This window comes from Streptomyces sp. 7N604 (genome assembly GCF_052245475.1).
GTDB lineage: Bacteria > Actinomycetota > Actinomycetes > Streptomycetales > Streptomycetaceae > Streptomyces.
Window position 1 is genome coordinate 142,709 of the sequence record NZ_JBQQBX010000017.1, and the last position, 23,553, is coordinate 166,261.

The window sequence follows — 23,553 nt, forward strand, 5'->3', positions numbered from 1 at the left end:
AGCGTGACGGTAGGGGGTGTCAGCGGGCGGGGGCCAGCCGCATATGGGTCTCTTCCCGGGCCCGTGCGGCGGTGGCGTCACTCGTCCACGGCGTCAGGGAGGTGTAGTAGTCGAAGGTGGACCAGCCCTCCAGGGAGTCAGGTGGGGTAAACCCGGCCGCCAGGGCCGTCTCCCACAGCGGCGTGCCCGGGTACGGCGCGAACAGATGCACCCGCGTCTCGGGGGTGGGGGTCAGCGCGCGCAGCTCGGCGATGAGTGAGTAGGTATCGTCCTGCTCGGCATCGCTCTCGCCGGGGAAGCCGACGATGAAGGTGTAGGAGCCCAGGATTCCGTGGGCCGCGATGTCGGAGGCGACATCGAGGATCTGTGCCCGGGTGACCTCCTTGCGTACGACCTCCGACAGGACCCGGTCGTTGCCTGACTCCACGCCCATCAGGAGCCGGGAGCAGCCGCTCTCTGCGATCCGCTCCAGCAGCGGGAGCTTCCCGCGCCGCGCCTTGAGGATGTCGTTGGGGTTGATGCTCGCTGCCCACCTCAGACCCAGCTGCCGCTCGATCAGCCCGTCGCAGAACCCGATCGAGCGACGCAGGTTGACAAACCAGTCGGCGTCGTAGAACTTCACCCCGTTGATGCCGTACCGGGCCTGGAGATCGGTGACGTCGTCCAGCAGGTCGGCTGCAGACATCGCGGAGTACTTGCGCTGGTAGGAGAGTTCGAAGCAGAACTCGCACTTGTAGACGCAGCCCTGGCTGGAGACGTAGTTCAGCGTGTGGGAGGCGACCGTCGGGTCGTCGCGGATGTACTTCGCGACGTCCAGCAGCGACCACGGGTAGGCGCCCAGGTTCCCGGTGCGCGGCGGGTTGACCTTGCCGGTCACGATGTGGCCGCAGCTGTCCATGCGCAGCCCCGGGACCAAGCGCCGAGGCACGCGGCCCAGCAGGGACTTCACGAAGTCGAGCATCGAGTTCTGGCCCGGCCCCTGCAGGACCGCGTCGACGAGCGGATGGGCAGCGGTCTGCTCCGGCTGAACGTTGACGTGCGGCCCGCCGAAGACCACCGGCGGGCAGAAGGGCCGCTGCTTCGCGGCCCGCACCATCTCCAGTGCGTGCCCGATCTGCCCACCCCCCGTCATGATGCTCACCCCAATGCACACCGCGTGATCGAGGTGCTCGTCCATGACGCGCTCCCACGCCGCGGCGTCCTGCTGGTTGCCGTCGAACAGGACCACGTTCACCAGGCCGCTCTCCATGAGCGGTTTGGCGATGGTCAGCAGCGAGAACGGCATCCAGAAGTAGACATAGTCCTTCTCGTGGTCGATCTTCGGATACAGCAGGATGACCGTCGGCCGGCCCGATAGGAGCTCGGGGACGGGCACGGACGGGGCCCGGGTCAGGCCGCCGGGCAGTCCCATGAAGACGCTCACCGGTGGGCCTCCAGCAACTCCTGTGGGGTGGTGTCGCCGGGGCGGAAGTAGGCGTCCGCGTACATCTCGAACGCCGCCTCCACCTGCCCGGCCAGACCCTCCTCGTCGCCCTGCTCCAGCAGCGGGGCGAGATCGACCGTGACGTCCTCCCGCAGGAGGCAGAACTGCAGCCGGGCGTCAGCGGTCAGGCGCAGCGCCATGAGCGCGTCGTGGCAGGGGAAGAGCGGACAGCCGCGGCACACCGCCCCGTACCAGGCGCCCGCGGTGGAGTCCTTGATGACGACCTCTGTGCCCGACGGCATGGTGAACACCGTCAGCGGATGGCCAAGACCTCCCTGCTGCACCGTCCGCTCGTCGATGGCGCGGCCCCGGAGATCGCCCGCGAGCTCCTCCATGGGCACGTACAGGTCCGGCAGCTGCCGACTGCGTTTAATCTCTAGGCGGCGGGCGAAGCTCTCACTTCCCTCGCCGAGGTCCTTGATGATGTCCAGGAGCTTCACGCTGTCGACGCCGGCGTCCTCGCAGAAGGCGATCAGCGAGTCGATCTCCGGGGTGTTGATCCCGGACATCACCACGACGTTCACCTTCACCGGGACACCGGTGGCCACGCACGCCTTGATCGCGGCCAGCACCTCGGCGTGATCATCGACACCACACACCTCGTGGTGCAGACCCGCATCCAGCGTGTCCAGGGAGACGTTGAACAGCGTCACCCCAGCCTCCGCGAGCGCAGGCGCGAGCTCACCGATCCTCGGATGCCGTGAGATCACCTCGACCCCGGTCATGCCGACGTCCTGCCGCAGCCGGCGCACGACGTCGACGAGCGGCTCGTACAGGGCAGGGTCCCCGCCGGTCAGCTTGATGCCGTCGATCCCCTGGCCCCGTACAGCGGCTGCGACCGCGATCAGCTGATCGGGATCCAGATCGGTGCCTGACTCGGTGGCCACGGCCTCGCCTGAGGGGCGACAGTAGAAACAGCTCCTCTTGCAGCGGGAGTTCACCGTCACCCGCACCTGCGGTAAACGCATGTCGTAGCTCCCTTGCTTCTCGCTGACATTCACTCTCAAAGCCTTCCGATCCCTTTCCATGGCCAGCAACAACGTTGGACGGAGCCGATGTCAGGGTTGGCTACCGCGGTAGTGCCGAACCCTGACACCGCGCCGGCGAGTCCGGTGCGTCGGATAGTGGAAACCGTGCGAGCGTGGCGCGCCGCCAGACCGGCGGCTTAGCGATGCGCGCGCAAGAGGTCGCTCCCGCAATCGGCTCGCGCAGTTTCGTCCGGCTGAGGTGCCTCGCCCACCTTGCTTGCGTTATGCGTCCCGACGCGGGGCCTTCTCCGCGCGGTGAAGGGACGTGAGCTTCCACCCCGCGCCGGGGGTCCTACGCCGTCCGACGGACCGGCACCGAAGCAGCCGGGCCGCCGGACGGAATCTAGACCGCGGCCTGAGCCGCGAGATCGTTCAGGTTGACGGTGGTGCAGCCATGCAGAGTGACGACTTCGCGAGCGGCGAGGGTCCATCGGATCCTCGGGTCGCCGTACGCCACGAACTCGAGGCCGTCGTCGTTGTCGCAGGGCAAAGGCTGAAGGGTCTGGGGGTCGTACACGATGCCGGCGACGCCCCAGGACGGGGCGTACTCCACCAGCGACGTCACAGCCCCCTTTCGCATGTGCGGGCAGTCCCGAACGGACTCGGCCGCGCAGCTCTCGTGTACCGGGGGCGTGGCGGTCTTCTCGCCCTCCGCGATCGGCTGATCGCCGCGCACCAGGAAGAGATGCCGCTCATCGGGTCTGCCGAAGGTGGATTCGCCGCAGACCTGGCACAGCATGTGGGTCATGCACTGTCGTTGGCGCAGCGCGTGCACGCCGGCCAGCCGTGCCCGGCCGATCCCGCGCACGGCCGGAACCCTGACCCACAGCGTGTCGTTCCTGCGGTCGGCACTGCCGTCCTCGTCCGCGTAGCCGATCCCCTCGCCGCCGACACCACGCCGCAGCACGATGGTGCCCCGAATCGTGTCCTCGCTCGACCAAGGTGCGATGAAGGGGACGCGGAGGCCGTTCTGGTAGAGCTGGCGGGGGCTCATGCGGCTGCCTCCGTCGGCCGGTGGGGGGCGATGATTTGGCCGTCCCGCAGCAGCTCGCCGGTGTCGAAGAGCAGGACGCCGTTACAGAGCAGGCTCCTTCTCTGCACCTCCATCACCTCTCAGAACCGGGTGTGTGGTGGGCATCGGCCGTGGTGGGCCGAGCACTGCGGGATGGGCGGGTTGTACGTCCCGGGGCTGTCGCTGCTCTCATCCAGGCGGCCGTCGCGAAGAGGCCGGTGCCGACCGCCACAGCCAGCGGAACGCCGGACCAGGCGGGGACGAAGGTGTTGTAGCTGGCGTGGGCGAGGACGAGCGGAGTCACCCGCCGGTAGCGGTGATACAGCCACGCCGAGGCGACGCCGAGGGGCAGAACCGCGAGCATCGGGAGCCCCACGTAGGCGTGCGGGAGAGTACGCATCAGCACGCTGACAGCGATGCACTCCCACAGTGGGCGCCGTGCGGCAGTGAGCACACCCACCACGACGGCTGTGATCAGCAGCTCCTCCACGACCGCCGACCAGAACCCGTGCGCCAAGGCCGCGCCGAGTGTCGGGACGCCAGCTGCTGCTGCCTGATCCCCGTGGAGCACTGGGCCCGGCACCAACGCCAGGACGGTCCACGCCGCCATGCCCACGATCGTGCACATGGCGTAGGCAAAACCGATCATCCATGCCTGTGCCCTCTCCCGGCTGCCATGTCCCCTGACCAGGCCCAGATGCTCCGCGCTGATCCCCCAGCGACCGGCAACCTCGAGCGCGAGCCAGACCCACACCACGAGCTCGGCGAGGTGCCCGACCATCTGCGTCGAGCGTCCGTCCGCGGCGAGCACGCCAAACTCGTCAACAGCGATCACGACCAAGGCCGCTCCCACAGCGGTCACAGGTGGTAGACGCCGCCTGGCTGTTTCGTCAGGACGCGGTCGTGTGCTCAACATCCACAACAGCCAGATTCCCGCCGCGGCGATGCCCACCTGACGCCCGATCTCTTCGACCCGGGTGGCCTGAACTGGGAAATCGATGCCGCACAGTTCCGCAAAGGCGAGAGCAGCACCTGCCAGGTGAGGGCCACCCACGAGCGCGAACAGACTCAGCACGGTGGCATACGAGCGGGCAGTCTCTGTGGGGACGCTCCGCCGGTTAGCGCCTTGCGGGCGATGTGAAGCAAAGCGGAGGCGAATGGACGTGGTTGGCGAGGACATGCGTTCCTTCAACGGCTGGATGAGGTAGTGATGCCGGAGCGGTCTGGCCGCCCGGGGTTTCTGGCGGAAGGAGGGGACCGGCTGTCAACAGGGCGGCCGGAGCATGGGGGAGGACAGAGGGCGTGGGCAGCTGTGCGGAAGGCGATCAGCCGAGTTCGTGGTCATCGGCTCTCTTTCGTTTCTGGTCATGCCGACGGTGTTGCTTCCGGACCCTCGCCGTGATGAGCCTCCCCGGCCGGTGCGATGGCATGGAGGCGACCGCGTACACGCTCGGTGTCGGGCATGCTGATGGGCTCGTAGACCGTCAGCGCACGGGCGTAGAGCTGTGCGGCGTCGTCCGGCCGGCCCTGGTCCTCAGCGGTTTCGCCGAGCAATTCCAGGCTTCGCGCGATCCAGCGCGGGGAGCCGGCGCTCACAAACTCGGCGTGGGCCTGGACGCCGAGGTCTTCGGCCGACGTTAAGTCGCCGAGACGTGCGTGGGCCCGCCCGAGCCACGCCAGGGCCCGCGCCGCATCGAAGGGATCGTTCACTTCGAGCAGCGTGGTCCGCGCCTTGCTGAAACGCTCGGCGGCTTCCTCTGCACGGCCGGCTTCGTAGGCGACAAGCCCGAGGCAGATGTCGCTCAGGGCGACCCCTCGCGGGTAGCCGATTGCCTCGCGGATCTGCCGGGCCCCGAGTAAAAAGGGCAGTGCCTCCTGACCGCGGCCGGCTGCGTGGTGCGCTGATCCCAACTCGTGCAGGGCCTGGGACTCACTGCGCTGGTCCCCGACCGAACGCGCCAGGAGGAGCACTTGGGTGAAGCACTCGATGGCGTCGGCGTGGCGCCCAGCCCCGCGATGGCCTAGCCCGAGGGTGTTGAGCATCTCGCGCTCCGCTTCCGCGTCGATGCAGTGACGGGCGGCGTCGAGGCCCAGCTGGTGGGCTTCGGCCCACAGGTCGTACTGGTGGAAGCGATGCCACCAGGGCCACATGGCGTGGACGAGCTGCCAGGTCGATGAGTACAGCCCGTACTGGAAGGCCGTACGTACGGCGGCCATGAGGTTGAGGTGGTGGGCGTCGAGCCAGGTCAGCGCGCCGGCGTTGTCGTCAAAGGGGACGGGCAGCGTGGGAGGGTAGACGTAATCGCGTGCCAGGAGGCGGTGGCTGGGGGTTAGGCGCCGCTCCGCAGCGGTGGCGACGGTGAGGTACCAGTCCAGGACGCGGCGGGTGGTCTCGTCGGCCGCGCCATTGGTCTCTTCGCGCTGGGCTCGGTCGCGGGCGTGGAGGCGGACCGAGTCGTGGAAGCGGTACACACTCCCGCGGCCGGGGCGCTCCCCGAGGGGTTCGAGGAGCCGCGCGCAGGCGAGGGCCTCCAGGGTCTGGGCGGCCTCAGCCGACGAGAGAGTGCAGGCCGCTGCGGTCAGATCGGCGTCGAAGTCGGCGGTGAACAGCCAGCCGATTTGGCGGTAGACCCGGGCTGTGTTCCGGGGCAACGCCCAGTACGCGCCTTCCAGCGCAGAGGTCACTTGGGCTCCTTGGTCGGGCCCGTGGCTGGCGATGTGAGCCTGCCGGCTTCCGGGCAGCGTGATGAAGTCCGCGATGCGGCGGCCGGGGTGCGTGGCCAGGCGGGTCGCCGTCACGTTCAGGGCCAGCGGAATGCCCGCTGACAGCGCGGCGAGTTGCTGGGCGGCGGCCAGTTCACGTGCAATGCGATCCGGTCCGATGCAGCGACCCAGGAGTTCCGTCGCTGCGGTCGGGTCCAGTGGGCCGAGCCGGTGAAAGACGGCACCGTCGTGCAGCAGTTCGGCCAGCGGCTCTCTGCTGGTCACTACCACCAGGTGTCCGGCGCCGCCGGGCAGCAGAGCACGCACCTGGTCGGCGGTCACGGCGTTGTCCAGCAGCAGTGCGACGGGCCTCTCGCGCAGCTCGTCGGTGACCGAGCGCCACCACGCGCCGAGCTCGTCCACGCCCACGGGCAGCGGCCCGTTCCGGAAAGCGCGCAGCAGCTGGCCGAGCACCTCGCCGGTGCGGGCCGGGCCTCCGGGTGCGTGGCCGTGCAAGTCGGCGTAGAGCTGCCCGCCAGGGAACTGATCACGTAACCGGTGCAGGAGAAGGCTTGCCAGAGCCGTTTTCCCGATGCCGGGGAGTCCGCTGATCGCGATCAGCCGTATGGCGAAATCCTGCTGGTTGGCCAGCCAGTCACCGAGCGCCTTCAAATCCTCGGTCCGGTCGGTGAAGGTGACGGGGACCGGAAGCAACTGGTGCGGCGTCGGCGGCCCGAGTGGGGCGGCACCGTGGAAGTGGAGGCCCTGAATGCTGCCCGCCTGGACGCTCGTACCGACCTGCACGTTCCCGCCCAGAAGATTCGTCGTGACGGTGTGGTTGGTGGTGTCCTTCATCGTCCGCAACGCACCTCCACCGCTTGCCCGGCCGGGTTCGCGAGGTCGACGCGGGGGATCGGCGCCGCTCGGTGTTCCGGCGTGCTGGTCTCGGCAGCTTGAGGGGCTGTCAGGAGGGTGCGAAGGACGTTCGCATCGATGCGATCCAAGCCCCGGCCGGGTGGGACGATCCAGTACGGAGCGCCGCTCCAGTGGTGGCCGCAGCTGGCGTTGTCGTCGGCGGCGGCCAGGACGCCGGGCACGTCTGTGAAGGCGGCGGCCTGGTCGGCGTCGACGAGGATGTGAATGACGCGGTGGGTGTGGCAGACCTGGACGGGGCCGAGCCGGTGGCCGGCGCTGCGGACCCGATCAAGAGCGTGGATGCCCGTGCGGAGGGTGACGCGGACGGCCGTGTAGCGGCCGGGCACCTCGTAGGTCCCGTCAGCGTGGACGTCTCCGGCGTCGGTCCGGCGCAGCGCAGTCGTGGCCTTCACGGGCGGGCTCCCTGCGCGGTCCAAGGTCCGAACATTCCAGCGAGTTGGACTGTGGGCGCCAAGTAAGCCAGGACGGTCTCGTCTGGCGATCCCCAGAGCTTTGTGAGCATGCTTCCTTCTTCGTCAGGCCGCCGCGTCGGTGGACGGCGAAGTGGTCGCGGCGGAGTGGAGGATGACGGGCAGTGCCTGATGACCGTTGGCGATGAACGACTCCTGGGAATGCAGTTGGTCTTCGGGAACCGCGAGTACGAGGTCCGGGAAACGGTCGAACAGGACGCGCAGGGCGATGTCGGCTTCCATGCGGGCGAGCGGTGCTCCCAGGCAGTAGTGGACTCCGTGGCCGAAGGCGAGGTGGGTCTTGACCTCCCTGGTGGCGTCAAAGCGGTCGACGGTTTCGCCGTGGAGTGCGGGGTCCCGGCCGGCGGCGCCGAAGGCGAGGAGGATGGCGTCGCCCTGGCTGATGAGGACGCCGTCGCCGAGGTCGATGTCCTCGACGGCGTACCGCAGCGGCATATGCATGATCGGGCCTTCAATGCGCAGGGTTTCCTCGATCACGTCGGTCCACGTCACCGTGCCGGCCCGCAGCAGCGCGAGCTGGTCGGGGTTCGTGAGCAGCGCGAGCGTGGCCTTGGCGATGAGGTTGACCGCGGTCTCGGAGCCAGCGCCGATCATCAGGATGAGGGTGGACACGAGCTCCTGCTCATCCAGCTGGGCATCGCCGTCCCGCGCGGCGATCAGGTCGCTGGTCATGTCCTCGCCCGGCTCGGCGCGCTTGGCTTCGATCAGGGTCTTCATGCAGGCGAACAGGTCGTCGAAGTCGGCCTTCGCCTGTTCGGGGGTGGCGGCGGTGTGCAGGGCGGCGTCGATGACGCGGCGGGTCCAGTTCCGCATCGTGGCCGGAACGCCGAACAGATCGCAGATCACCTCGGTGGGGATCACGTACGCGTAGCGGCTACGCAAGTCGACGACCTGGCCGGGCTGCTCGGCCTCCAGCTCCCGTATGAGCCTGCTGACGAGATTTTGGACGAGGGGACGCAGCGCCTCGGTGCGCCGTGGGCTGAACGCCTTCGAGATGAGGTTCCGCAGTCGCCGGTGCTCGGGGCCGTAGGAGGTGAAGGCGCTCACGACGCGGACCCACACGTTCAGGGGCCAGTCCTCGGGGAGCCCTTCGAAGGCGGGCCAGTGCTGGCGTGGGTCACGGGAGACCCGGCGGTCCGTGGCGAGCTGCTTGATCACCTCGTGGCGGGTCACCGACCATGCAAGAACGCCGTCAGGGAGCTCCACCTGCGTCGCCGGGCCTTGGGCGCGGAGGCGGGCTGCCTCGCCGTGGAGGTCGGCGCCGGTCGGGTCGAGGACGGGCCAGGGCGTGAATTCCATGTCGAGCCTCCAGCGGTTGCGGCGGGCGGTTCGGCGGGTGGGGCCGAAGTGGCGGCGAAGCGCACGGGCAGGGCGGTGAGAGCCCGGTGGAACGGGCCGGGTCGCCATGTCAGCTCAGAGGCGGCTTTGGCGAGCTCCATGTCGGGGAGTCGATCGAGGAGTGTCTCGATGGCGACGTCGGCGATGATCCCGGCCGTGTCCTGGGCAGGGCAGGCGTGCGGGCCCGCCCCGAAGGCAAGATGCGAGGTGTTCCCAGCCCGCTGTTTCTGGCTGGCGGTCAGGGTCGGGTCGGTGTTGGCGGCGGCGTGACTGATCAGGACGGGGACACCGGGAGGTATGCGCACCTCGGCTCCGGTGCGCGGGTCGCGCAGCGCATAGTCCTGGATGGCGTAGACGAAGGAGAAATTCGACAGCGGCGAGTGCAGCCAGAGCACTTCGTTGAGGGCGTCCGCGACGGTCAGGCTGCCGCCGGTCAGGTCGCTGGCGAAGCGGTCGTCGGCGAGCAGCATCATGGTGGCGGTGGAAATCCATGCGGCCTGGGGTACGGTGCCGGCGCCGATGAGCACCACGAGTTGATGGATCATCTCCTCGTCCGAGAGCTCGGCAGGGTGGTGCAGCAGCCACGACGTCACGTCTGCGCCTGGGGTCTGGCGCTTGGTGGCGATCAGTTCGCCCAGGCAATGGGCCAGGTCCTGCCCGCCCTGCTGGGCGATGGCGGGCTCGGCGTCGATCATCTGGCCGCATGCGGCGGCCATGCGGGCCGTGAGGTGGTCGGGGCAGCCGAAGAGCTGGGCGAAGACCAGAGCAGGGATCGGGTCGGCGTATTGGGAGACAAGGTCCGCTGTCCCGTAGGGAGCGAACTGATCGATCAGATGGGCAGCGCTGCGTTGAACGTAGGCGCGCAGGCGGTGGGGGTTGACCCGGCCCAGGGCGTCGTCGACGGAGGCGCGCAGCCGCAGATGCCGTTCCCCGTCGGCGAACCACAGGCTCGGCCGCCAGCCCATCATCGGGACGACCTGGTTGTCGGCCGGAACGCGTCCTTGGGCCAGTGCAGCCCAGCGTCGGGCGTCCTTGCTGAAGTACGGGCTGCGCAGCACTTCCAAGGCTGCCGCGTATCTGGTGACCAGGATGGCCTGGACGCCGGGAGCGATCTCCACCCAGTGCACGGGACCTTGTGCGCGCAGCCAGTTGTAGGTGGTGTCCGGGTCGGCGGCGAACTGGGGTCCGTACAGGGTGGGGAGGCCGGACGCTGGTGGGGAGGCTGGTTTGTGGGCGGGGCAGCCCGGTGGCGGCACCGGGCTGAGGCCGGAGGGCGGCGGTGTCACGACGACTCCTGGAGGCGGGTGAACAGGTATTGGACGAGCTCGACCAGCGCGGTCTTCGCCGATTCGCGGTCTCGGGCGTCGCAGCGGATCAGCGGGGTTGCGGGGTGGAGATCGAGCGCTTCGCGGAGCTCGGGCTCCGGATAGTTGGGTGTGTCCGGGAAGGTGTTGAGGGCGACGACGTAGGGCAGGCCGTACTGCTCGACGAGGCTGAGGGCCTCGAAGGATTGATCAAGGGACCGGGAGTCGGCGAGTACCAGCGCGCCATAGGCTCCGCGGGCGAGGTCACGCCAGATTTGTGTGAAGCGCTGCTGCCCGGGGGTGCCGAAGAGGTACAGGGCCAGGTCGTCGGCGAGCGTGAGTCGTCCGAAGTCCAAGGCCACGGTGGTGGTGGTCTTGCCCTGGATCCCGGTCAGGTCGTCCACGACCGCGCCGGCCTGGGTCATGAGCTCCTCGGTGCGCAGCGGCTCGATCTCGCTGACGGCGCCGATCAGGGTGGTCTTCCCGACGCCGAACGGCCCGACGACCATGAGCTTCGCGGTGATCTGCACGGTGTCGCGGACGTAGATGCCGTCAGAGAGCCTGGAGGCCATGCAGCACCCTCTCCAAGATGTGGTTGTCGTCATTCGGCACCGCGACGGTGGCGGCGGATGCCTCAGCTGCCGGTCGGCTCACCCGGGTGACGAGGTGGCCGGAGTCGAGAAGGTCCCCAATCAGGACGCGGGTGATGGTGAGCGACTGGCCGAGATGGCCCGCGACTTCGACGACCGACAGGTAGCCGCCCCGGCACAGGTCGACCATCGCCACCTGTTCCGGCGACAAGCCGGAAAGCGGCTTGTCCGGGACGGTGGTGACCATCGTGATCACGTCCAGGACATGCGTGTTGCGGGTGGGCCGGGTCCGGCCACCGGTGAGCACGAACGACCGCACCAAGTCACGCCTGCGCCGCGGCGTCATGTGGGGCTGCCGACGTCCTGGCGGGGCTCACTGCCCATCTCGCGGCCGAGCTGGTCCACGACCTCGTGCATCCGGTAGGCCACCTGACCGACATCCGCGGCACCGGAGGTCGCGACCGACAGGTACGTGGAATCGTGCGCGCGGATGGTGACGACGAAGCCGCCCTTGAACTGCTGCAGACTCTGCTGCCACGAGTCGGCAGGGGCGCGGCAGAATTCCGCGGTGGCGCTGCTGGTGGACTGCACGCCTGCCAGGGCCGCAGCCACGCGGTCCGCCCTGTCCTGATCCAGTCCTTCGGAGAAGGCCCTCACCAGACCATCTGCGGTGACCAGGATCGCGTCGTAGACCTCGGGCTGGTCGAGTACCTGCTGGAGCATCCAGGCGTCGCGGTTCTGGGTCATGACTTAGTGGGTCCCTTCAGTGGTCGGACGGAGGTGGTGGGCAGCCGCCTGGCTTCCGCGCAGGAACGCGCCGATCGGTGCCGCTGCTTCGCCGGGCGTGCGATGCGCGGGCGCCGTGGCTGGGCGCGGCTGTGATGGCCCGGCTGCTGGTGCGGTCTGTCGTGTTCGTTTGGGCAGGCCGCCGGCCGTGGTTGCCCGGGGCGTAGCAGCCCCGTTGGTCTCAGGGAGCGGTGTCGGCGTTGCTGCGGACGGCGCCGGGGCGGCGGGGGCATCGGTCAGGAGCGCGCTGGGGATGTTGACCACGGCCCGTACCCCGCCGAAGGCGGAGGCGGAGTCCACCGATACGGAGAAGCCATACCGCCTGGCCAGCGCGCCGCAGGCCGCGAGCCCGAAGCGAGGCGGATTGCCAAGGCCCGCGACTCCCAGAGATTCGTCGTGCAGCAACCGGGTGGCCTTCTCCCGCTCGGCCGCATTCAGGCCGACGCCGGCATCCTCGATCACAATGGCCAGCCCGCTGTGGGTGAGCTGGACGTGCACCTGGACCGCCGTGCTGGGGTGCGATGAGCGGGTAGCGTTCTCCAGGAGCTCGGCGACGGCTACCACCAGGGCTTCGACCGCGCGGCCCGCCACCGCCCGGGAGTCCTCGATCCGTACGACGTGGACGCGCTTGTAGTCCAGGATTCGGCCGATGGCTCCGCGGACGACGTCGTACAGCGGCGTCGCGTTGTGCTGCCGGCCCGGCCAGGCTCGGCAGACCACGGCCATTCCCGCGGCCCGCCGGAGGATCTGGGCGTTCGTGTGATCGACGTCCATCAGGTCCTGGAGGAAGTCCGGATCGTCGTGGCGCTGGGTCATTTCCGTGATCTTCACTTGCTGGTTGTTTGCCAGCCCCTGCAGCTTCCGCGCCACAGCCAACAGCAGCTCTTGGGCAGACTGTTCGGCGTTCTCCGCGGCCTCGCTGAACATCGCGAGAACCGAATCCAGGGCGTGCCCGAACGCTGTACCAGCGAGCCCTTCGTGCAGCGGCCCGGGAGTCTCGCCACGATGGCCCCGCCGCAGATCGGTCGCCAAGGCCGGCAGCCGTTGCTCGAGCAGGTGACGGGCCTCCTCATCCCGGAGGCGAAGATCCTGTTCGAGGGTGTCGATGCGTTGGCCGTGCAGGCGTGCGGTCTTCCGGTACCGCAGCGCCGCGATCCCGGCCACGACCAGGGCCGGCATCAGGAGCCAAAAGGCTATGCGTGTCATCAGATCCTCGAACGGAAGGTGAGCGAGTAAGGGGAAGGCCGCCGGGGCGCACCCCGGGCCGTAGACCACGGGGGAGCCGTACGGTCCGGGGCGGCGCGCAGCGCCCCGGCAGCCGGTCTGGGTGGAAAGGGCTAAGTGCGCAGCCTCGGAGGCGATTTGCACGAACTGGATTCCCGCGGAGCGGCCACATCCGTCCCTTCGTGTGGTCGGAGCACGCACCAGGTGTGGGTGCCGTCCTCACTGGTGCCCCAGTCCTCTGCGAGGGCGGAGATCAAGTGCATGCCGTGGCCGTTCTCCTCTTGCGGACCGACGGATCGCACGACCGGGGTTCCTGGGGAGCCGTCCACGACCTCGACCCTGACCAAGCCATCGCAGAAGGCGATGGAGAAGCCGATCTCATTTCCGTGGCCGTGTTGTAGGGCCTTGGTGACGAGTTCGCTGATCAAGAGCCGGGCTGAATCGATCAGTTCAGTGAAGTCCCAGTACCGCAGCCAGGCGAGGGCGATCCGGCGCATCTCCCCGACCCGCCGAGCGTCGCGCTCACTGAGCGGCATGCCCTCCACCTGATCGGCGCGCTCGAACGCCACCGCCACACCGTGGCGCTGAGCCACCAGGTGCCGGTGCATCCGGCTTGAGGCTGCTTCAGCGAGGGTCACGTCAGATCGCCCCCGGATCGAACGGGGTCCACGTCGTCTTCAGAGCGTTCAGGAACGTGTCCAGTTGGCTGGCGTCCAGGGATGATTCCTTGCGCTCGGCAGACATCGGGTGCCCGGGGCGGCCCCGCGGGGGCACCGGGCGGTGCGTCGAGAGTGCTGGGGAGCATCGGGGAGCCTCCGTCGGTGGGAGCCGGAGGTAGGGGTCGGCGGTCATCACGGGCATGCCTGCAGCGGTGTCGGCGGGGCCACATGCTCGACGAAGCTGAAGTGGTCCAGCAGCCAGCGCAAGGTCTGCTCATACGGCTCGCTGGCGGGCGATACGGCTGGTTGGCGGGAATCCGTGGCGGCTCTGCCGCCCACTCCAGTTCCAGGGCGGTGCTGTCGAGGAGGGCGAACAGCGGGTCCGCGAGGGTGGGGATCATCTCACCGCACCCCCGTCGTGCTGCTCGACGAGCGACGTCATCAGTGCCGCACGCCGTGTTCGCTGTCCCGGTACGCGGCGGAGGACCGGACGGGCCGACGGGGAAGGCGCGGGCGCGGCCGCGGCGTCGGCGAGAGTGAGGCGCCGCATCCACTCGCCGAATGTGCGGCGCGGGGCGGTCACGACGCCGCCTCTGTGGCCGACCGAGAGGGGTAGAGCAGCTCGCCGAGTTCGCCGTGGAACGCTTCCGTCTGCTCGGCGGTGAGTACGAGCACGATGTCTTCGACGGGCTCGGCGCCGCGCATGAGGGTGAGCGGTACCGCGATACGGCCCGCCTCAGTGTGGTGTACCGGCCGACCCTCAGCGCGTTCGATGCGCAGGGCGGGTAAGGACACCGCTGGCTGGGACTGGCTGTGACCCATCGTCATGCCACATGAACGTAGGGCCACTTCCCGGGATCAGCCCTGAAAAAAATTCAGGGCTGATCCCAGTTCAGGGGTCTGGGTGAGTCAGGCGGCGATCCCGATGTGGGCGGCGACCTTGCGGAGGTCATCCCGGAACAGCGGTTTCTCGCGCTTCAGGAGATCCGTGACGGCCTCCCTGACCAGCGGAGAGAACACGATTTCTTCGGGCGACTGCTCCCGGAGCTTGCCCAGGACGTGCACGGTCGCGTAGTCGTCGCGCTGGATCCGGTTGCAGTTCATGACCTCGATCAGGTACCGCGTGCGGCGCTCCAGCGGCAGCTCGGGATTGATCTCGACAGTGTCGGCCAGACGCAGGGCCTCGCTGGCATTGCCTTCTTCGGCGGTCAGGTGCACCTCGTGCATCGCGACGTTGGTAGGGCCGAAGCTGGTGTGCCAGTGGTTGCGATCCGCGCCGACCCGTTGGGCGGCGGCCTTCGCGCCGTGGTAGAGGTCCCACGCAACGGGGCCCTTCGTCGCGCGGACGGCGGCGACGGCGGCCTGCAGGTGCAGGGCCCCGTACGCCGACCAGTGTTCCACCGAGGAGTTGTCGTTCGGGGTACAGCTCGCGATCGTCTGCCGGGCAAGCTCCACACTGTCGTGAACCTCGCCAGCGGACGTGAGGACGCAGGACAGATTCCAGGCGGCCGCCGCCATGAGCGCGGGGTCTCCCGCACTGTCGGCGAGCGCCAGGCCCCGGTCTGCGGCGATGCGGGCGAGCGTCGGTTCGCCGACACGGCGCAGCCAAATCTGGTGCAGGCCGTAGAGGCTGATGAGCTGTCGCAGAGCCACCTGCTCTTCGTCACCGCTGGTGTCACGCAGGGCGGCGTGACCGACGCGCAGGAGCTGCGGCAGGCGGGAGCCTACGTCCTGGTACCGGCCTTTGGACTGCGTCTCGTACACCGTCCACGCGTCGTCGACGGACTCCTTGAAGTCCTGGACGCTCACCGACCCGACGTTGCTCGGCAGCAGGGAAGACGGCAGGGCAAGCGCGCTGCGAATCGCCGGGACGTGCTCATGCTCGGTGTCCAGGCCGGTGCTGACGCCGGACAGGAAGCCGCCGGTCAGGTCCTCGATGCTGCACCGGAGTACCCGGGAGAGCTGCACGAGGACCGAGATGCGGTCAATCGGAATCTGGTCGTGCTCTACCTTGAAGACCCAGTTCTCGGACTTGCCGATCAGCTCGCCGAGCCCCTTCTGCGACATCCCGCGGCGCTCTCGCTGGTACTTGACGCGCTGGCCGATTGTGAACAACTCGCGTAGGTTCAGCATGGATTGACCTATTCTCCGCGTGGGTTGGGCACTCGCTAAGAGCGTATGCCCATTCCGGACGCGGCCGGGTAATACTGGAGGCCTCTCCCTATGGGAGGGCACTCAACGGTCCCCTGCCGTCCGTGGCGGGGGACCGCAGCCTTCCCTCCGAACGCGCGTATCTCGCAAGGAGCCTCCTTGTCACCCTCCTACCGCGGCCTGATCCTCGACTTCGGCGGCGTCCTCACCACGCGGATGAGGCTCAACGGACAAGCGTTTGAGCAATCCGAAGGGCTCACTCCGGGTGCCTACTTTCACGCGCTGAACGAGCACCCCGACGGCGTGCGTGTCTACGCCGATCTCGAAGTTGGCCGGGCCACCCAGGAGGAATGGAACCAGGTCATCGGTGGAATTCTCGGTATCGACCCGACCAACCTGATGCGGCGCGCTCTGGCGAACCTGCGGCCGGAGCCGGCCATCGTGGCAGCCGCTCAGCGTGCCCGCGAGGCGGGCGCTAAGGTCGCGATGCTCTCGAACAGCTTCGGCCTGGAGCCGTACAACCCGTACGAGGCCCTGGGGCTGTACGACTGCTTCGATGCAGTGATCCTTTCTGAGGTCGAGAGGGTTCGGAAGCCCTCGCCGGCCATCTACCAGCGGGCTCTGGACGTGCTCGAGCTGGCGGGTCCCGAGTGCGTATTCGTCGACGACCACGCCGAGAACCTTCCGCCGGCAGAAGCCCTCGGGATCCGTACGATTCACCACACGACGGACCCCGAGGCCACTGCGGCTCAGCTCGGCGCGCTTCTCGTCAGCGCGGCTGCCTGAGCGATCACGGGAAGGACCGCAGCCGTTAAGGGCGCATCGGTGTCGATGCCTGCGGCGACCAGTCTGTCAAGCCAGCGCTCTCGACGAGGTGGGTGAAGTCGGGCGTCATGGCTCTGGAGACGATTGGCCGCAGCGGCGGACGAGGCGGCGTTTCATCGGGCGGGCTCCTGTTCGCGGGTGCGGTGGGTCCTGGGGAGGGCGAGGCCGTCGACAGCGGTGCGGGGGACCGGGTGACCGGCGGGGTACCGCTCCAGGACGGTGCGCTGCGACGTGGCGGCGGGCATCAGTCGTCACCGCCGTTCTCGTAGGCGTCGATCAGGTCGCCGATCGCGTCGGGGCTGGCCGCCTCGCCAACCCAGGCGCCGTCCTCGGTGAAGACCGGGACATGGTCACGGTCGACGTCGAAAACGCAGAGGTACGGGCCGTAGCGGTCAGGACCGTCTCGTGCAGCACCGGGAGCTGCGCGGCGGCCAGGACCTCCAGGGCGTCGACGGTGAGTCGGGCGGCCTCGCCCGGGTGCTCGAGCTGGACCACGGTGCCGGAGACGCGCAGCAGGTCGCGGGGCTGTATCTCGGTGAGCAGCGCGTAGGTGATGAAGGGGTCTCCGGTGATGCAGGCGAACACCGTGTCGGTGTCGGTGTCGCCCGTCCCGTCGTCGGCGGGGGAGGCGATCAGCTCGAACTGCACGGTGTCCCGCGGGCCCGGGGTGGGGACGGCGTCGACAAAGCCGTCTACGGCGAGGTGCGTGGTGTCCATCAGCTGGCCTCCGCCAAGGTCTCGGGATTGCGGGTGGTGCGCTGGGCGAGCAGCAGCAGCTCCTGGTTGCGCTTCTGCTGCTCGGGGGTGACTGGCTCGCGCCAGGGCTCGTAGTGGCTGGACCACATCGGGCTAGCCGCGGGGGCCGGGTCGGCGGCGGGCGGGCTGGGCGCCTGGCGTCGGGCTCGGTCGCGGTCGGCCTGGGCGACGACGCCGACCCAGTCGATTCCGAGGCGGAGCTGGAGACGGCGGCGCAGCGTGGTGCGCTGCCGGGCGGTGGTCGCCGCCCAGATGCCGGTCGGGATCAAGGGGGCGTTGGCGAGCGCCCATTTCAGGCAGCCGTCCGCGATGGGGCAGCTGCGGCAGGCCGTACGGGCGTGCTCGATACGGGCGACGTCATCCGGGCTGGTCTGGCCGTGCTCGTGGGCGAACCAGGCGGGGTTGGTGCGGCACGCCAGCGGCGCGTCGGTGTGGGGGAAGGGGATTCGGGGATCGGCCTCGATGGGGGCCGGGGTTCGGGTTCGGCTCATGGACGGGCTCTCCTTGCGGAGTGGTCGAAGCAGGGAGGAGTTCAGGCGTGGTCGTCGTTTCGGCGGCCCTTCGGCGGATCGGAGACGAAGCGGACCTCGCCGAGCCGCTGCGGCCGCGTGCGGCTGGGGCGCAGGGCCCTTCCGGCAAGGTGCTGCCGGGACTTTCCGGAAACGACATCGGTCTCGGGGACGACGTGGGTCAGGGCCCCGACGTTGGCGCCGTCACGTATCCGGCTGCCGCCGCTGAGGTTCTTGCGCACGGTGACCGGTACGGGGCAGGCGGCCACCAGTTCATCCCACCGCTTCTTCTCCTCAGTGAGCCGCTGGGCGCGAGTCCGCTCGGCTTGCGCCCGGCCCTCCTCGGTTGCACGACGGTTGGCCTCAGCTTCCTGACGGCGCGAGGCCTGGGCTCGAGTCTCCGACGGCGTGGGTTCCGCTTCCATAGCGAGTCAGGGCCGATCAGAACGGCGATTTGTCATCGGGGCCGGGACGCTACCGGGTGGGCTGCGGAGCGCTGGCCCACGGGTCGTCCGGGTCCGCCGAGGGTGCGGGGTGGTCCTGACCCTGCTGCGGTTCGTACGCCAGGCAGAGGTTGCGCTCGCCGTAGCGGGGGTCGTAGGTGTAGCCGGTGCCGCGGCAGCCGCAGTCGGGGCCGTGCGGGTCCTCCGGCTCACCGCGGTTGCACCACACCGGTTCCGGGTGGAGCGGCGTGCCGTCGTCCTGCCAGGTCAGGATCGTCAGCGTCTCGCCGGAACCGCCGCAGCCGCCGGGGCAGTTCGGCGGGTGCGGCACCGGGCTGTTCTCCCACTCGTGGTACTGGTCGCGCAGCCACGCGCGGGCGGCCTGGGCAGGGCGAGTCGTGAGCCAGTTGGCACCGCGTACGGCGTTCGCGGCCTTAGCGGCGTCGGCTGCGGCCCGGGTGTTGGCCGGATCGGCGAGCGCAACCAGATCGGCTATGACCGCGCGCAGCAGCAGGGCGGTGCGCTTGCGGTCGGCGAGGTAGTCGGGGTGGAAGAGCTCGGCGTCGCCGCGCACCTCGGCATAGCGGGTCCAGAACTCTTCCTGCACCAGTTCGGTGATCAGCCGGGAGATAGACGGCATCGGGTCGTACGCCGGGGCAGTGTCGGCGGCCGGTTCCGGCTGGGCGGTGCGGATCGCGTGCGTAGTCATCGGGGTAGCTCCTGCTGTGCCGTTGTCGTTGTCGTGGTGGTGATCGAGGCTGTTCATGGCGCGGATCCTGTTTGGGTGGTGGTGCCGGCCGCCCGGCGCGAGGTGGACATCGCGCCGGGCGGGGCGCCAGGGCTGGGTGACTACAGGTCCTCGTCACCCGGGTCGGTGTGCAGTGACGACGGGGCACATGTACCGACGCAGGTGTCCGCAGTGCCGTGGATGTGGTCCAACGCTTCTGCCAGGACGTACTCGTCCTCGATCTCGTGCTCGCGGAAGTTGCCGCAGGCGCAGGGAGCCCACAAGGTCAGGTGGCCCGTCCGCACTCCGATGTGGGCGTCGTTGACCTCGGTGTGGTGCAGCCAGACGCCGTCACCGAGCCAGGCCACGGCGCAGGCCTGGACGGTGAAGGGGGATTCGGTCTCGCTCTCGTCCAAGGTTCGGTAGCCCACCCACGCGTCCTCGGTGACGACGTGAGCGAGGGTCGCCGGGAAGTGGAGGCGGACGTAGGCGGCGGCCGACTCGACGGCGCTGCGACGCTCATGAGCGATGCGCTCGGCGCGTTCGCGCTCCCAGTTGAGTTCGGTGATCTGCCGTGACTGGGCGGCCAGTTCCCGCAGAGCGGGCAGCAGGTTCGGCGGCGCCGTGGTGGTGTGGGTCATCGTCGGTCAGCTCCCGTCGGTGGAGTGGGTGCGGTGTGTGGGGCGGGCCGTCTGGCGGCCGGTGCTGGGCCGCGTGGCGGCGTGGCTGCGCAGGTGGCTGAGCCCCTCGTCGTTGGCGCGGTCGGCGCTGCTGACGGTGGTGGACCAGGGGCAGGGGGGAGCACTTGGCACGGAAGCGGCTGCGGCCGGGGCATCGGGTAGCGGTTTCCTGGTGCTTGCAGGTGCTGCCGTCCTCGTGCACTGCGGTTACGGCGAGTTCGCATTTCACGGGCTCTCCTCGGCGGTGGTGGGTGGGAGGTCGAACAGCGGGGGCACCGGGTGCGTCGGCTCCGGTGCCGGGAGCGGTGCGGGCCGGGGCGGGGGCTCGACCGGGGTGAGGTCGGCCAGCGGCGCGAGGGTGAGCTGACCGGCGTCGGCGAGCTGCACGGCCCGGGTGAGGGCTGCGGTGACCCGGTGGTGTCCGGCGTCACCGGGGAAGTCCTTCGGTCAAAGAGCGCGGGCGGACCCGCTGCGGGCCCGCCCGTACGTTGATGCGGTGGGTCAGCGCTCGGTCGGCCCGCTGGCAGCAGTGCGTACGAGGCGCAGTGCCGGGCGCTGCGGGGGAGTGGACGCTGGGGCGGAGAAGGCCCCGTCGTGCTCCGAGTCCTCGGGCTGGACCGTGAGCACCACCAGGCGCAGGGGCTTGTTCGGCTGGTCGGGCAGCGCGAGGTAGCCGGTGACCTTGAGCGGGGCCCCGGGCTGCAGCGCGGCGACATCCGCTGCGATGACGGGATCGGCCAGGGAGCAAGGAAGGACGGCTTCGCGGATATCGTGCTCCTGCGGAGTGAGCTCCTGCCCGTCGTCGCCCTCGGGTGCGAGCAGTAGGCGGAATCGTGCCTGTCCGCCGTCGAAGACAGCGGGTTCGGCGAGCGCGCCGCTGAGCGTCAGCACAGGAGTTTTCATCGCGATTCCTCCTTCTCCTGGACGAGCGGTTCACGGGTCTGGTCTCGCCTGTCGCCGACCGCCGCGGTGACGGCGGCACGCAGAGCAGCTGTGGTGAGCTGGTAGCCGGCGAGCGGGTAGAGAGCGCAGGCGTATGCGATGTCGATCATGTGGTGCCTCCTGTGTCGCCTGAGGCGGTGCGGCGTTCGTAGGCGTGGATCAGGTCGCTGATCTCCGCCGGGTCATCGGTCGCGCCGACCTGGTCGCCGGTCTCGTGCCACAGGTAGGTGAGACCGTCGGTGTCGCAGACGACCAGGTAGGAGGCGTACCGCTCGATGAACGGTGTGGCCTCGTCGTCGGTGTCCGGGAGCAGCGTGGGGTGCAGGACGTCGATCGCGTGGACCTCCAGCCACATGGCGCCGTCCGGTGCCTGGGGGAGCTGGAGGTGGCCGGTGACGCGGAGTTGGTCCCCCCGCTTGCGTTCGTTCAGGACGGAGTGGGCCAGTTCCGGGTTGGCCACGACGCAGGGCAGCACGGCCTCGTCGACGCGGTCCCCGTCCGCGGTCAGGTGGATGCGGAAGCGGGCGGTGTCGTCCCGCTCACCGGGCATGGGCTCCTCGTCGAGGAAGCCGTCCACGACCACGGCGTTGTCCGGTGAGGTCATTGGCTTGCACCCTCCGTCGTCTGGAGGCTCGCTTCGCTACCGGGGTTCGCGGTGGTGGTTCGGCGCGGGGCGCGGTGGCCGTGTCCGCCTCGGGCTTTCTTGACGGCGTACATGGCGTCATCCGCGCATTTCAGCACAGCGGATGCGGATGGCTGCTCCAGGTCGGCGATGCGCACGATGCCGATGGAGGCGGTGACGGTGAGCGGTCCTCCCGGCCACGGCACGGGCTGGGCGAGCTCGTGGGCCAGGCCGTCGGTGAAAGCCCGCACGTCGTTGTCGTTGATGGTGACCGTGGCGACGAACTCGTCCCCGCCCAGGCGCGCGCACTCGGTGTGCCGTCCGCCGTGCTGAGCGGCGAAGTCGGCCAGACGCGCGCCGGTTGCCCGCAGAACACGGTCGCCTGCCGGATGGCCGTAGGTGTCGTTGACCGGCTTGAAGCCGTCCAGGTCGATCATGAGCAGGTGGGTGGCCTGCCGTCGGCGGATCAGCCGGTCCGTCCGGCGCATCCACGGAATGCGGGTCCACAGGCCGCTGAGCGGGTCGCGGCGCGCGGCGTACAGCTTGCGGCCCAGTAGGCCGGCGGTCAGTGCCCAGCCTGCCGTGGGGAGGGCGGCGGCTGTGATGACTTCGGCTATCACGCGGTCACCTCGTCCGTGTCTGGGTCGACAGCGCGGACGACGGCGAAGCAGTCGTCGGCGAGGGAGAAGTGGACGTGGGCGCCGTTCCCGTGGCGGATGGCGGCCATCTTGGCGCTGGTCTCGGCGCGCGGCTGGCCTCCGCCGTAGGAGTCGAGACGCCGGGCACGGCGGCCGGCGCACGCATCGCACCCGGGAGCGCAGTAGGTGAGGGCAACCTGTCCGGGGTGGGTGGTTGCGGTGCTGGTGCTGGCTGTGTTCATCTCGTGAGACCTCCTTTGATGGGGTGGAGCAGGGCGCGCCCAGTGCTTGCAGGCCAGGGGCGCGCCCCGCGCATGTGACCGTTCAGGGGCAGCCGGATCACGTCCGGTTCGTGAGCGCGACGGGTACATCTCGCCCGGCGGGGTGACGTGAGCGTCCTTACGGCGTAAAGACCCTGGGCTCAGATGGCAGCGGCCGCCGTGAGGAAGGCGTGGTCTGCCTCGCCGCGCAGTTCGCCGCGTAAGCCGCTGCCACGGCTGCGTCGGGCAGCCGTAGCAGCTCCGTGTCGCGGGTCAGGACGCGCAGCTCGTACAGGGCGAGGGTCACGTCGCTGCGGGAGGCGTTGCTCGTGTCGTTGGCGGCCCGTATCTCGTGCGGGAACGGGATTCTCCTGCCGGGCGATGTCCCAGCGGTCGTAGAGTGCCCGCGGTGCACGGCGAGCCGGTGGGCGACGCGGGCTGCGGGGTGCACAGTTGGCCCTTGCGGGTGGTGTGCCGCTGGACGAGGGTTTCCGAGGACCGTGCCGAGCAGGGTGCCGATGACGGCGATGAGGCTGGCGAGTACGGCGTCATCGGTGCCTGAGGTCAGCCGACGGCCAGGCCGTGGCTGTCGCAGCCGTCGCACCAGGGTTCGTCGGGTGCGCCGCCGAGGTAGACGGAGTGCACATCTGCCGCATCATTGACCTTCACCCAGAGCGGGCCGGGGCAGCCGTCGGTGCAGGCCTGGTTGAGTTGCGCCTGCCAGTGGTGGTCGTAAGGGTCGCCGTCGTCCATCCAGCGCACCGTGATCTCACGGTCGGCCACGGCGAACGTGCCGGTGGCGAAGCCGTGCTCGCGCCCGTTGTGCCATGTGAACACTCCGGCCAGGTCCTCGCCGAAGGTGTGGCGTACGTCGTTGAGCGGGTCGGGGTCGGCGGTGGCCGAGCGGCGCAGCAGCAGGCCGAGCAGGTCGAGTTCGTCGGCGTAGTACGCGGCGTCGAAGCCCTCCTCGATCAACTGGCCGGTGGTGGGCACGTCGGCGCGCTGGCGGGTGACGGCATCGGGCGGCACCTGCTTGGCGGGCGGGCGCGCCCCCTGCCGGGCCAGGCATTCATCCAGTGAGGTCCGGACAACGATCGCCACGGTGGGCATCCGCCAGTGCCGAGCGCGCTGGAGCAGGTAGGCACGCACGCCGCGCTCGCTGTTCGTGGAGTCCACCAGGGTCGGCATTTTTCGGATGAGGCGGGCTTCCAGGAGTTCACGGAACACCGTGACCGCAGTCGGGGTCGCCGTCTGGTCCCCGGGGCTGCCGGAGGCCTGCTGGCGGAAGCTGTCCAGCTCGAGGCGCCAGTCGGGCGGGAACGCCCGGGCGACGCGGCTCTTACCGCTGCCGCCCGCGCCGACCAAGGCAGCCAAGAACGGGGCGTCGGGCAAGGGGAGCGGGGCGAGCGCGGACTCGCTCTGGGTGTGCACGCAGTCCTCCCAAAGGGGGCGTCGGACGCGCACGGA

Annotated in this window: 31 protein-coding genes and 1 pseudogene; 1 reads left to right on the forward strand and 31 read right to left on the reverse strand. The window is 69.4% G+C overall.

The window, feature by feature from the left end; translation table 11 throughout:
• Positions 1 to 19: 19 nt before the first annotated feature.
• The 16 genes and pseudogenes from ACTWP8_RS20025 to ACTWP8_RS20100 form a co-directional block, all read right to left on the reverse strand.
• Entirely contained in the window at positions 20 to 1,423 is a 1,404-nt protein-coding gene (locus tag ACTWP8_RS20025; protein ID WP_443323523.1) for a B12-binding domain-containing radical SAM protein, read from the reverse strand.
• Positions 1,420 to 2,511, reverse strand: a complete 1,092-nt coding sequence (locus tag ACTWP8_RS20030) for a radical SAM protein (protein WP_443323524.1) — start codon at positions 2,509 to 2,511, stop codon at positions 1,420 to 1,422. The genes ACTWP8_RS20025 and ACTWP8_RS20030 overlap by 4 nt, the downstream gene beginning before the upstream one ends.
• 343 nt (positions 2,512 to 2,854) lie before the next feature.
• A complete protein-coding gene (locus tag ACTWP8_RS20035) occupies positions 2,855 to 3,505 on the reverse strand; it encodes a hypothetical protein (RefSeq protein WP_443323525.1) in 651 nt (216 codons plus the stop codon).
• Positions 3,502 to 3,600 (reverse strand): annotated as a pseudogene (locus ACTWP8_RS20040) (DUF5999 family protein); the annotation flags it as partial. The gene ACTWP8_RS20035 and the pseudogene ACTWP8_RS20040, both read right to left, overlap by 4 nt.
• 17 nt (positions 3,601 to 3,617) lie before the next feature.
• Entirely contained in the window at positions 3,618 to 4,358 is a 741-nt protein-coding gene (locus ACTWP8_RS20045; RefSeq protein ID WP_443323526.1) for a lysostaphin resistance A-like protein, read from the reverse strand.
• A 530-nt stretch (positions 4,359 to 4,888) separates the two neighbouring features.
• On the reverse strand, positions 4,889 to 7,081 hold the full coding sequence (locus ACTWP8_RS20050) for a tetratricopeptide repeat protein (RefSeq protein WP_443323527.1): 2,193 nt from the start codon (positions 7,079 to 7,081) through the stop codon (positions 4,889 to 4,891).
• The gene (locus ACTWP8_RS20055; protein WP_443323528.1) at positions 7,078 to 7,554 is read right to left on the reverse strand and encodes a hypothetical protein; all 477 of its coding nucleotides are present in this window, start codon (positions 7,552 to 7,554) and stop codon (positions 7,078 to 7,080) included. Before ACTWP8_RS20055 ends, ACTWP8_RS20050 begins: the two co-directional genes overlap by 4 nt.
• Positions 7,555 to 7,677: 123 nt before the next feature.
• Positions 7,678 to 8,805, reverse strand: coding sequence for a cytochrome P450 family protein (locus tag ACTWP8_RS20060; protein ID WP_443323529.1), 1,128 nt, complete (start codon positions 8,803 to 8,805; stop codon positions 7,678 to 7,680).
• Positions 8,802 to 10,256, reverse strand: a complete 1,455-nt coding sequence (locus tag ACTWP8_RS20065; RefSeq protein ID WP_443323530.1) for a cytochrome P450 — start codon at positions 10,254 to 10,256, stop codon at positions 8,802 to 8,804. Before ACTWP8_RS20065 ends, ACTWP8_RS20060 begins: the two co-directional genes overlap by 4 nt.
• The gene (locus ACTWP8_RS20070) at positions 10,253 to 10,846 is read right to left on the reverse strand and encodes a GTP-binding protein (RefSeq protein ID WP_443323531.1); all 594 of its coding nucleotides are present in this window, start codon (positions 10,844 to 10,846) and stop codon (positions 10,253 to 10,255) included. The genes ACTWP8_RS20065 and ACTWP8_RS20070 overlap by 4 nt, the downstream gene beginning before the upstream one ends.
• Complete coding sequence (locus ACTWP8_RS20075) at positions 10,827 to 11,183, reverse strand: DUF742 domain-containing protein (protein ID WP_443323532.1); 357 nt, start codon at positions 11,181 to 11,183, stop codon at positions 10,827 to 10,829. The genes ACTWP8_RS20070 and ACTWP8_RS20075 overlap by 20 nt, the downstream gene beginning before the upstream one ends.
• Positions 11,184 to 11,206: 23 nt before the next feature.
• Positions 11,207 to 11,611 carry a roadblock/LC7 domain-containing protein gene (locus ACTWP8_RS20080; RefSeq protein WP_443323533.1) on the reverse strand — a complete coding sequence of 135 codons (405 nt, stop codon included), beginning with the start codon at positions 11,609 to 11,611 and terminating at the stop codon, positions 11,207 to 11,209.
• A 3-nt stretch (positions 11,612 to 11,614) separates the two neighbouring features.
• Entirely contained in the window at positions 11,615 to 12,856 is a 1,242-nt protein-coding gene (locus ACTWP8_RS20085; protein ID WP_443323534.1) for an ATP-binding protein, read from the reverse strand.
• A gap of 131 nt (positions 12,857 to 12,987) precedes the next feature.
• Positions 12,988 to 13,482 carry an ATP-binding protein gene (locus tag ACTWP8_RS20090; protein WP_443323535.1) on the reverse strand — a complete coding sequence of 165 codons (495 nt, stop codon included), beginning with the start codon at positions 13,480 to 13,482 and terminating at the stop codon, positions 12,988 to 12,990.
• A gap of 630 nt (positions 13,483 to 14,112) precedes the next feature.
• The gene (locus ACTWP8_RS20095) at positions 14,113 to 14,361 is read right to left on the reverse strand and encodes a hypothetical protein (protein ID WP_443323536.1); all 249 of its coding nucleotides are present in this window, start codon (positions 14,359 to 14,361) and stop codon (positions 14,113 to 14,115) included.
• Between the two features lie 81 nt (positions 14,362 to 14,442).
• Positions 14,443 to 15,648: a helix-turn-helix domain-containing protein gene (locus tag ACTWP8_RS20100; protein ID WP_443323537.1), complete on the reverse strand. Its 1,206-nt coding sequence runs from the start codon at positions 15,646 to 15,648 to the stop codon at positions 14,443 to 14,445.
• Between the two features lie 195 nt (positions 15,649 to 15,843).
• Here ACTWP8_RS20100 and ACTWP8_RS20105 point away from each other — a divergent pair, with 195 nt between their 5' ends.
• Complete coding sequence (locus ACTWP8_RS20105) at positions 15,844 to 16,470, forward strand: HAD family hydrolase (RefSeq protein WP_443323538.1); 627 nt, start codon at positions 15,844 to 15,846, stop codon at positions 16,468 to 16,470.
• 152 nt (positions 16,471 to 16,622) lie between these two features.
• On the opposite strand, the gene ACTWP8_RS20110 is transcribed toward ACTWP8_RS20105, so the two are convergent.
• The 15 genes from ACTWP8_RS20110 to ACTWP8_RS20180 form a co-directional block, all read right to left on the reverse strand.
• The gene (locus ACTWP8_RS20110; RefSeq protein WP_443323539.1) at positions 16,623 to 16,754 is read right to left on the reverse strand and encodes a hypothetical protein; all 132 of its coding nucleotides are present in this window, start codon (positions 16,752 to 16,754) and stop codon (positions 16,623 to 16,625) included.
• 31 nt (positions 16,755 to 16,785) lie between these two features.
• Complete coding sequence (locus tag ACTWP8_RS20115) at positions 16,786 to 17,226, reverse strand: hypothetical protein (RefSeq protein WP_443323540.1); 441 nt, start codon at positions 17,224 to 17,226, stop codon at positions 16,786 to 16,788.
• Positions 17,226 to 17,756: a WhiB family transcriptional regulator gene (locus ACTWP8_RS20120; RefSeq protein WP_443323541.1), complete on the reverse strand. Its 531-nt coding sequence runs from the start codon at positions 17,754 to 17,756 to the stop codon at positions 17,226 to 17,228. The genes ACTWP8_RS20115 and ACTWP8_RS20120 overlap by 1 nt, the downstream gene beginning before the upstream one ends.
• 41 nt (positions 17,757 to 17,797) lie before the next feature.
• The gene (locus tag ACTWP8_RS20125) at positions 17,798 to 18,199 is read right to left on the reverse strand and encodes a hypothetical protein (protein ID WP_443323542.1); all 402 of its coding nucleotides are present in this window, start codon (positions 18,197 to 18,199) and stop codon (positions 17,798 to 17,800) included.
• 49 nt (positions 18,200 to 18,248) lie between these two features.
• Positions 18,249 to 18,983 carry a hypothetical protein gene (locus tag ACTWP8_RS20130; protein ID WP_443323543.1) on the reverse strand — a complete coding sequence of 245 codons (735 nt, stop codon included), beginning with the start codon at positions 18,981 to 18,983 and terminating at the stop codon, positions 18,249 to 18,251.
• Positions 18,984 to 19,066: 83 nt separating this feature from the next.
• On the reverse strand, positions 19,067 to 19,585 hold the full coding sequence (locus ACTWP8_RS20135) for a hypothetical protein (protein WP_443323544.1): 519 nt from the start codon (positions 19,583 to 19,585) through the stop codon (positions 19,067 to 19,069).
• A gap of 6 nt (positions 19,586 to 19,591) precedes the next feature.
• Positions 19,592 to 19,756, reverse strand: coding sequence for a hypothetical protein (locus ACTWP8_RS20140; protein WP_443323545.1), 165 nt, complete (start codon positions 19,754 to 19,756; stop codon positions 19,592 to 19,594).
• A 93-nt stretch (positions 19,757 to 19,849) separates the two neighbouring features.
• Positions 19,850 to 20,011, reverse strand: coding sequence for a hypothetical protein (locus ACTWP8_RS20145; RefSeq protein ID WP_443323546.1), 162 nt, complete (start codon positions 20,009 to 20,011; stop codon positions 19,850 to 19,852).
• A gap of 114 nt (positions 20,012 to 20,125) precedes the next feature.
• On the reverse strand, positions 20,126 to 20,527 hold the full coding sequence (locus ACTWP8_RS20150; RefSeq protein ID WP_443323547.1) for a hypothetical protein: 402 nt from the start codon (positions 20,525 to 20,527) through the stop codon (positions 20,126 to 20,128).
• Entirely contained in the window at positions 20,524 to 20,676 is a 153-nt protein-coding gene (locus ACTWP8_RS20155) for a hypothetical protein (RefSeq protein ID WP_443323548.1), read from the reverse strand. The genes ACTWP8_RS20150 and ACTWP8_RS20155 overlap by 4 nt, the downstream gene beginning before the upstream one ends.
• Entirely contained in the window at positions 20,673 to 21,170 is a 498-nt protein-coding gene (locus ACTWP8_RS20160; protein WP_443323549.1) for a hypothetical protein, read from the reverse strand. The genes ACTWP8_RS20155 and ACTWP8_RS20160 overlap by 4 nt, the downstream gene beginning before the upstream one ends.
• The gene (locus ACTWP8_RS20165) at positions 21,167 to 21,808 is read right to left on the reverse strand and encodes a GGDEF domain-containing protein (RefSeq protein WP_443323550.1); all 642 of its coding nucleotides are present in this window, start codon (positions 21,806 to 21,808) and stop codon (positions 21,167 to 21,169) included. Before ACTWP8_RS20165 ends, ACTWP8_RS20160 begins: the two co-directional genes overlap by 4 nt.
• Complete coding sequence (locus tag ACTWP8_RS20170) at positions 21,805 to 22,068, reverse strand: hypothetical protein (RefSeq protein ID WP_443323551.1); 264 nt, start codon at positions 22,066 to 22,068, stop codon at positions 21,805 to 21,807. The genes ACTWP8_RS20165 and ACTWP8_RS20170 overlap by 4 nt, the downstream gene beginning before the upstream one ends.
• Positions 22,069 to 22,225: 157 nt before the next feature.
• The gene (locus ACTWP8_RS20175) at positions 22,226 to 22,537 is read right to left on the reverse strand and encodes a hypothetical protein (RefSeq protein ID WP_443323552.1); all 312 of its coding nucleotides are present in this window, start codon (positions 22,535 to 22,537) and stop codon (positions 22,226 to 22,228) included.
• A 113-nt stretch (positions 22,538 to 22,650) separates the two neighbouring features.
• On the reverse strand, positions 22,651 to 23,517 hold the full coding sequence (locus tag ACTWP8_RS20180) for an AAA family ATPase (RefSeq protein WP_443323553.1): 867 nt from the start codon (positions 23,515 to 23,517) through the stop codon (positions 22,651 to 22,653).
• Between the last annotated feature and the right edge of the window lie 36 nt (positions 23,518 to 23,553).

Coding starts and splice junctions, on each gene's coding strand:
- ACTWP8_RS20030 (WP_443323524.1), bottom strand. CDS start 2,511: ATGGAAAGGGATCGGAAGGCTTTGAGAGTGAATGTCAGCGAGAAGCAA.
- ACTWP8_RS20035 (WP_443323525.1), bottom strand. CDS start 3,505: ATGAGCCCCCGCCAGCTCTACCAGAACGGCCTCCGCGTCCCCTTCATC.
- ACTWP8_RS20050 (WP_443323527.1), bottom strand. CDS start 7,081: ATGAAGGACACCACCAACCACACCGTCACGACGAATCTTCTGGGCGGG.
- ACTWP8_RS20070 (WP_443323531.1), bottom strand. CDS start 10,846: ATGGCCTCCAGGCTCTCTGACGGCATCTACGTCCGCGACACCGTGCAG.
- ACTWP8_RS20080 (WP_443323533.1), bottom strand. CDS start 11,611: ATGACCCAGAACCGCGACGCCTGGATGCTCCAGCAGGTACTCGACCAG.
- ACTWP8_RS20085 (WP_443323534.1), bottom strand. CDS start 12,856: ATGACACGCATAGCCTTTTGGCTCCTGATGCCGGCCCTGGTCGTGGCC.
- ACTWP8_RS20090 (WP_443323535.1), bottom strand. CDS start 13,482: ATGCACCGGCACCTGGTGGCTCAGCGCCACGGTGTGGCGGTGGCGTTC.
- ACTWP8_RS20095 (WP_443323536.1), bottom strand. CDS start 14,361: ATGACGATGGGTCACAGCCAGTCCCAGCCAGCGGTGTCCTTACCCGCC.
- ACTWP8_RS20110 (WP_443323539.1), bottom strand. CDS start 16,754: ATGCCCGCCGCCACGTCGCAGCGCACCGTCCTGGAGCGGTACCCCGCC.
- ACTWP8_RS20115 (WP_443323540.1), bottom strand. CDS start 17,226: ATGGACACCACGCACCTCGCCGTAGACGGCTTTGTCGACGCCGTCCCC.
- ACTWP8_RS20120 (WP_443323541.1), bottom strand. CDS start 17,756: ATGAGCCGAACCCGAACCCCGGCCCCCATCGAGGCCGATCCCCGAATC.
- ACTWP8_RS20125 (WP_443323542.1), bottom strand. CDS start 18,199: ATGGAAGCGGAACCCACGCCGTCGGAGACTCGAGCCCAGGCCTCGCGC.
- ACTWP8_RS20130 (WP_443323543.1), bottom strand. CDS start 18,983: ATGAACAGCCTCGATCACCACCACGACAACGACAACGGCACAGCAGGA.
- ACTWP8_RS20135 (WP_443323544.1), bottom strand. CDS start 19,585: ATGACCCACACCACCACGGCGCCGCCGAACCTGCTGCCCGCTCTGCGG.
- ACTWP8_RS20150 (WP_443323547.1), bottom strand. CDS start 20,527: ATGAAAACTCCTGTGCTGACGCTCAGCGGCGCGCTCGCCGAACCCGCT.
- ACTWP8_RS20155 (WP_443323548.1), bottom strand. CDS start 20,676: ATGATCGACATCGCATACGCCTGCGCTCTCTACCCGCTCGCCGGCTAC.
- ACTWP8_RS20160 (WP_443323549.1), bottom strand. CDS start 21,170: ATGACCTCACCGGACAACGCCGTGGTCGTGGACGGCTTCCTCGACGAG.
- ACTWP8_RS20170 (WP_443323551.1), bottom strand. CDS start 22,068: ATGAACACAGCCAGCACCAGCACCGCAACCACCCACCCCGGACAGGTT.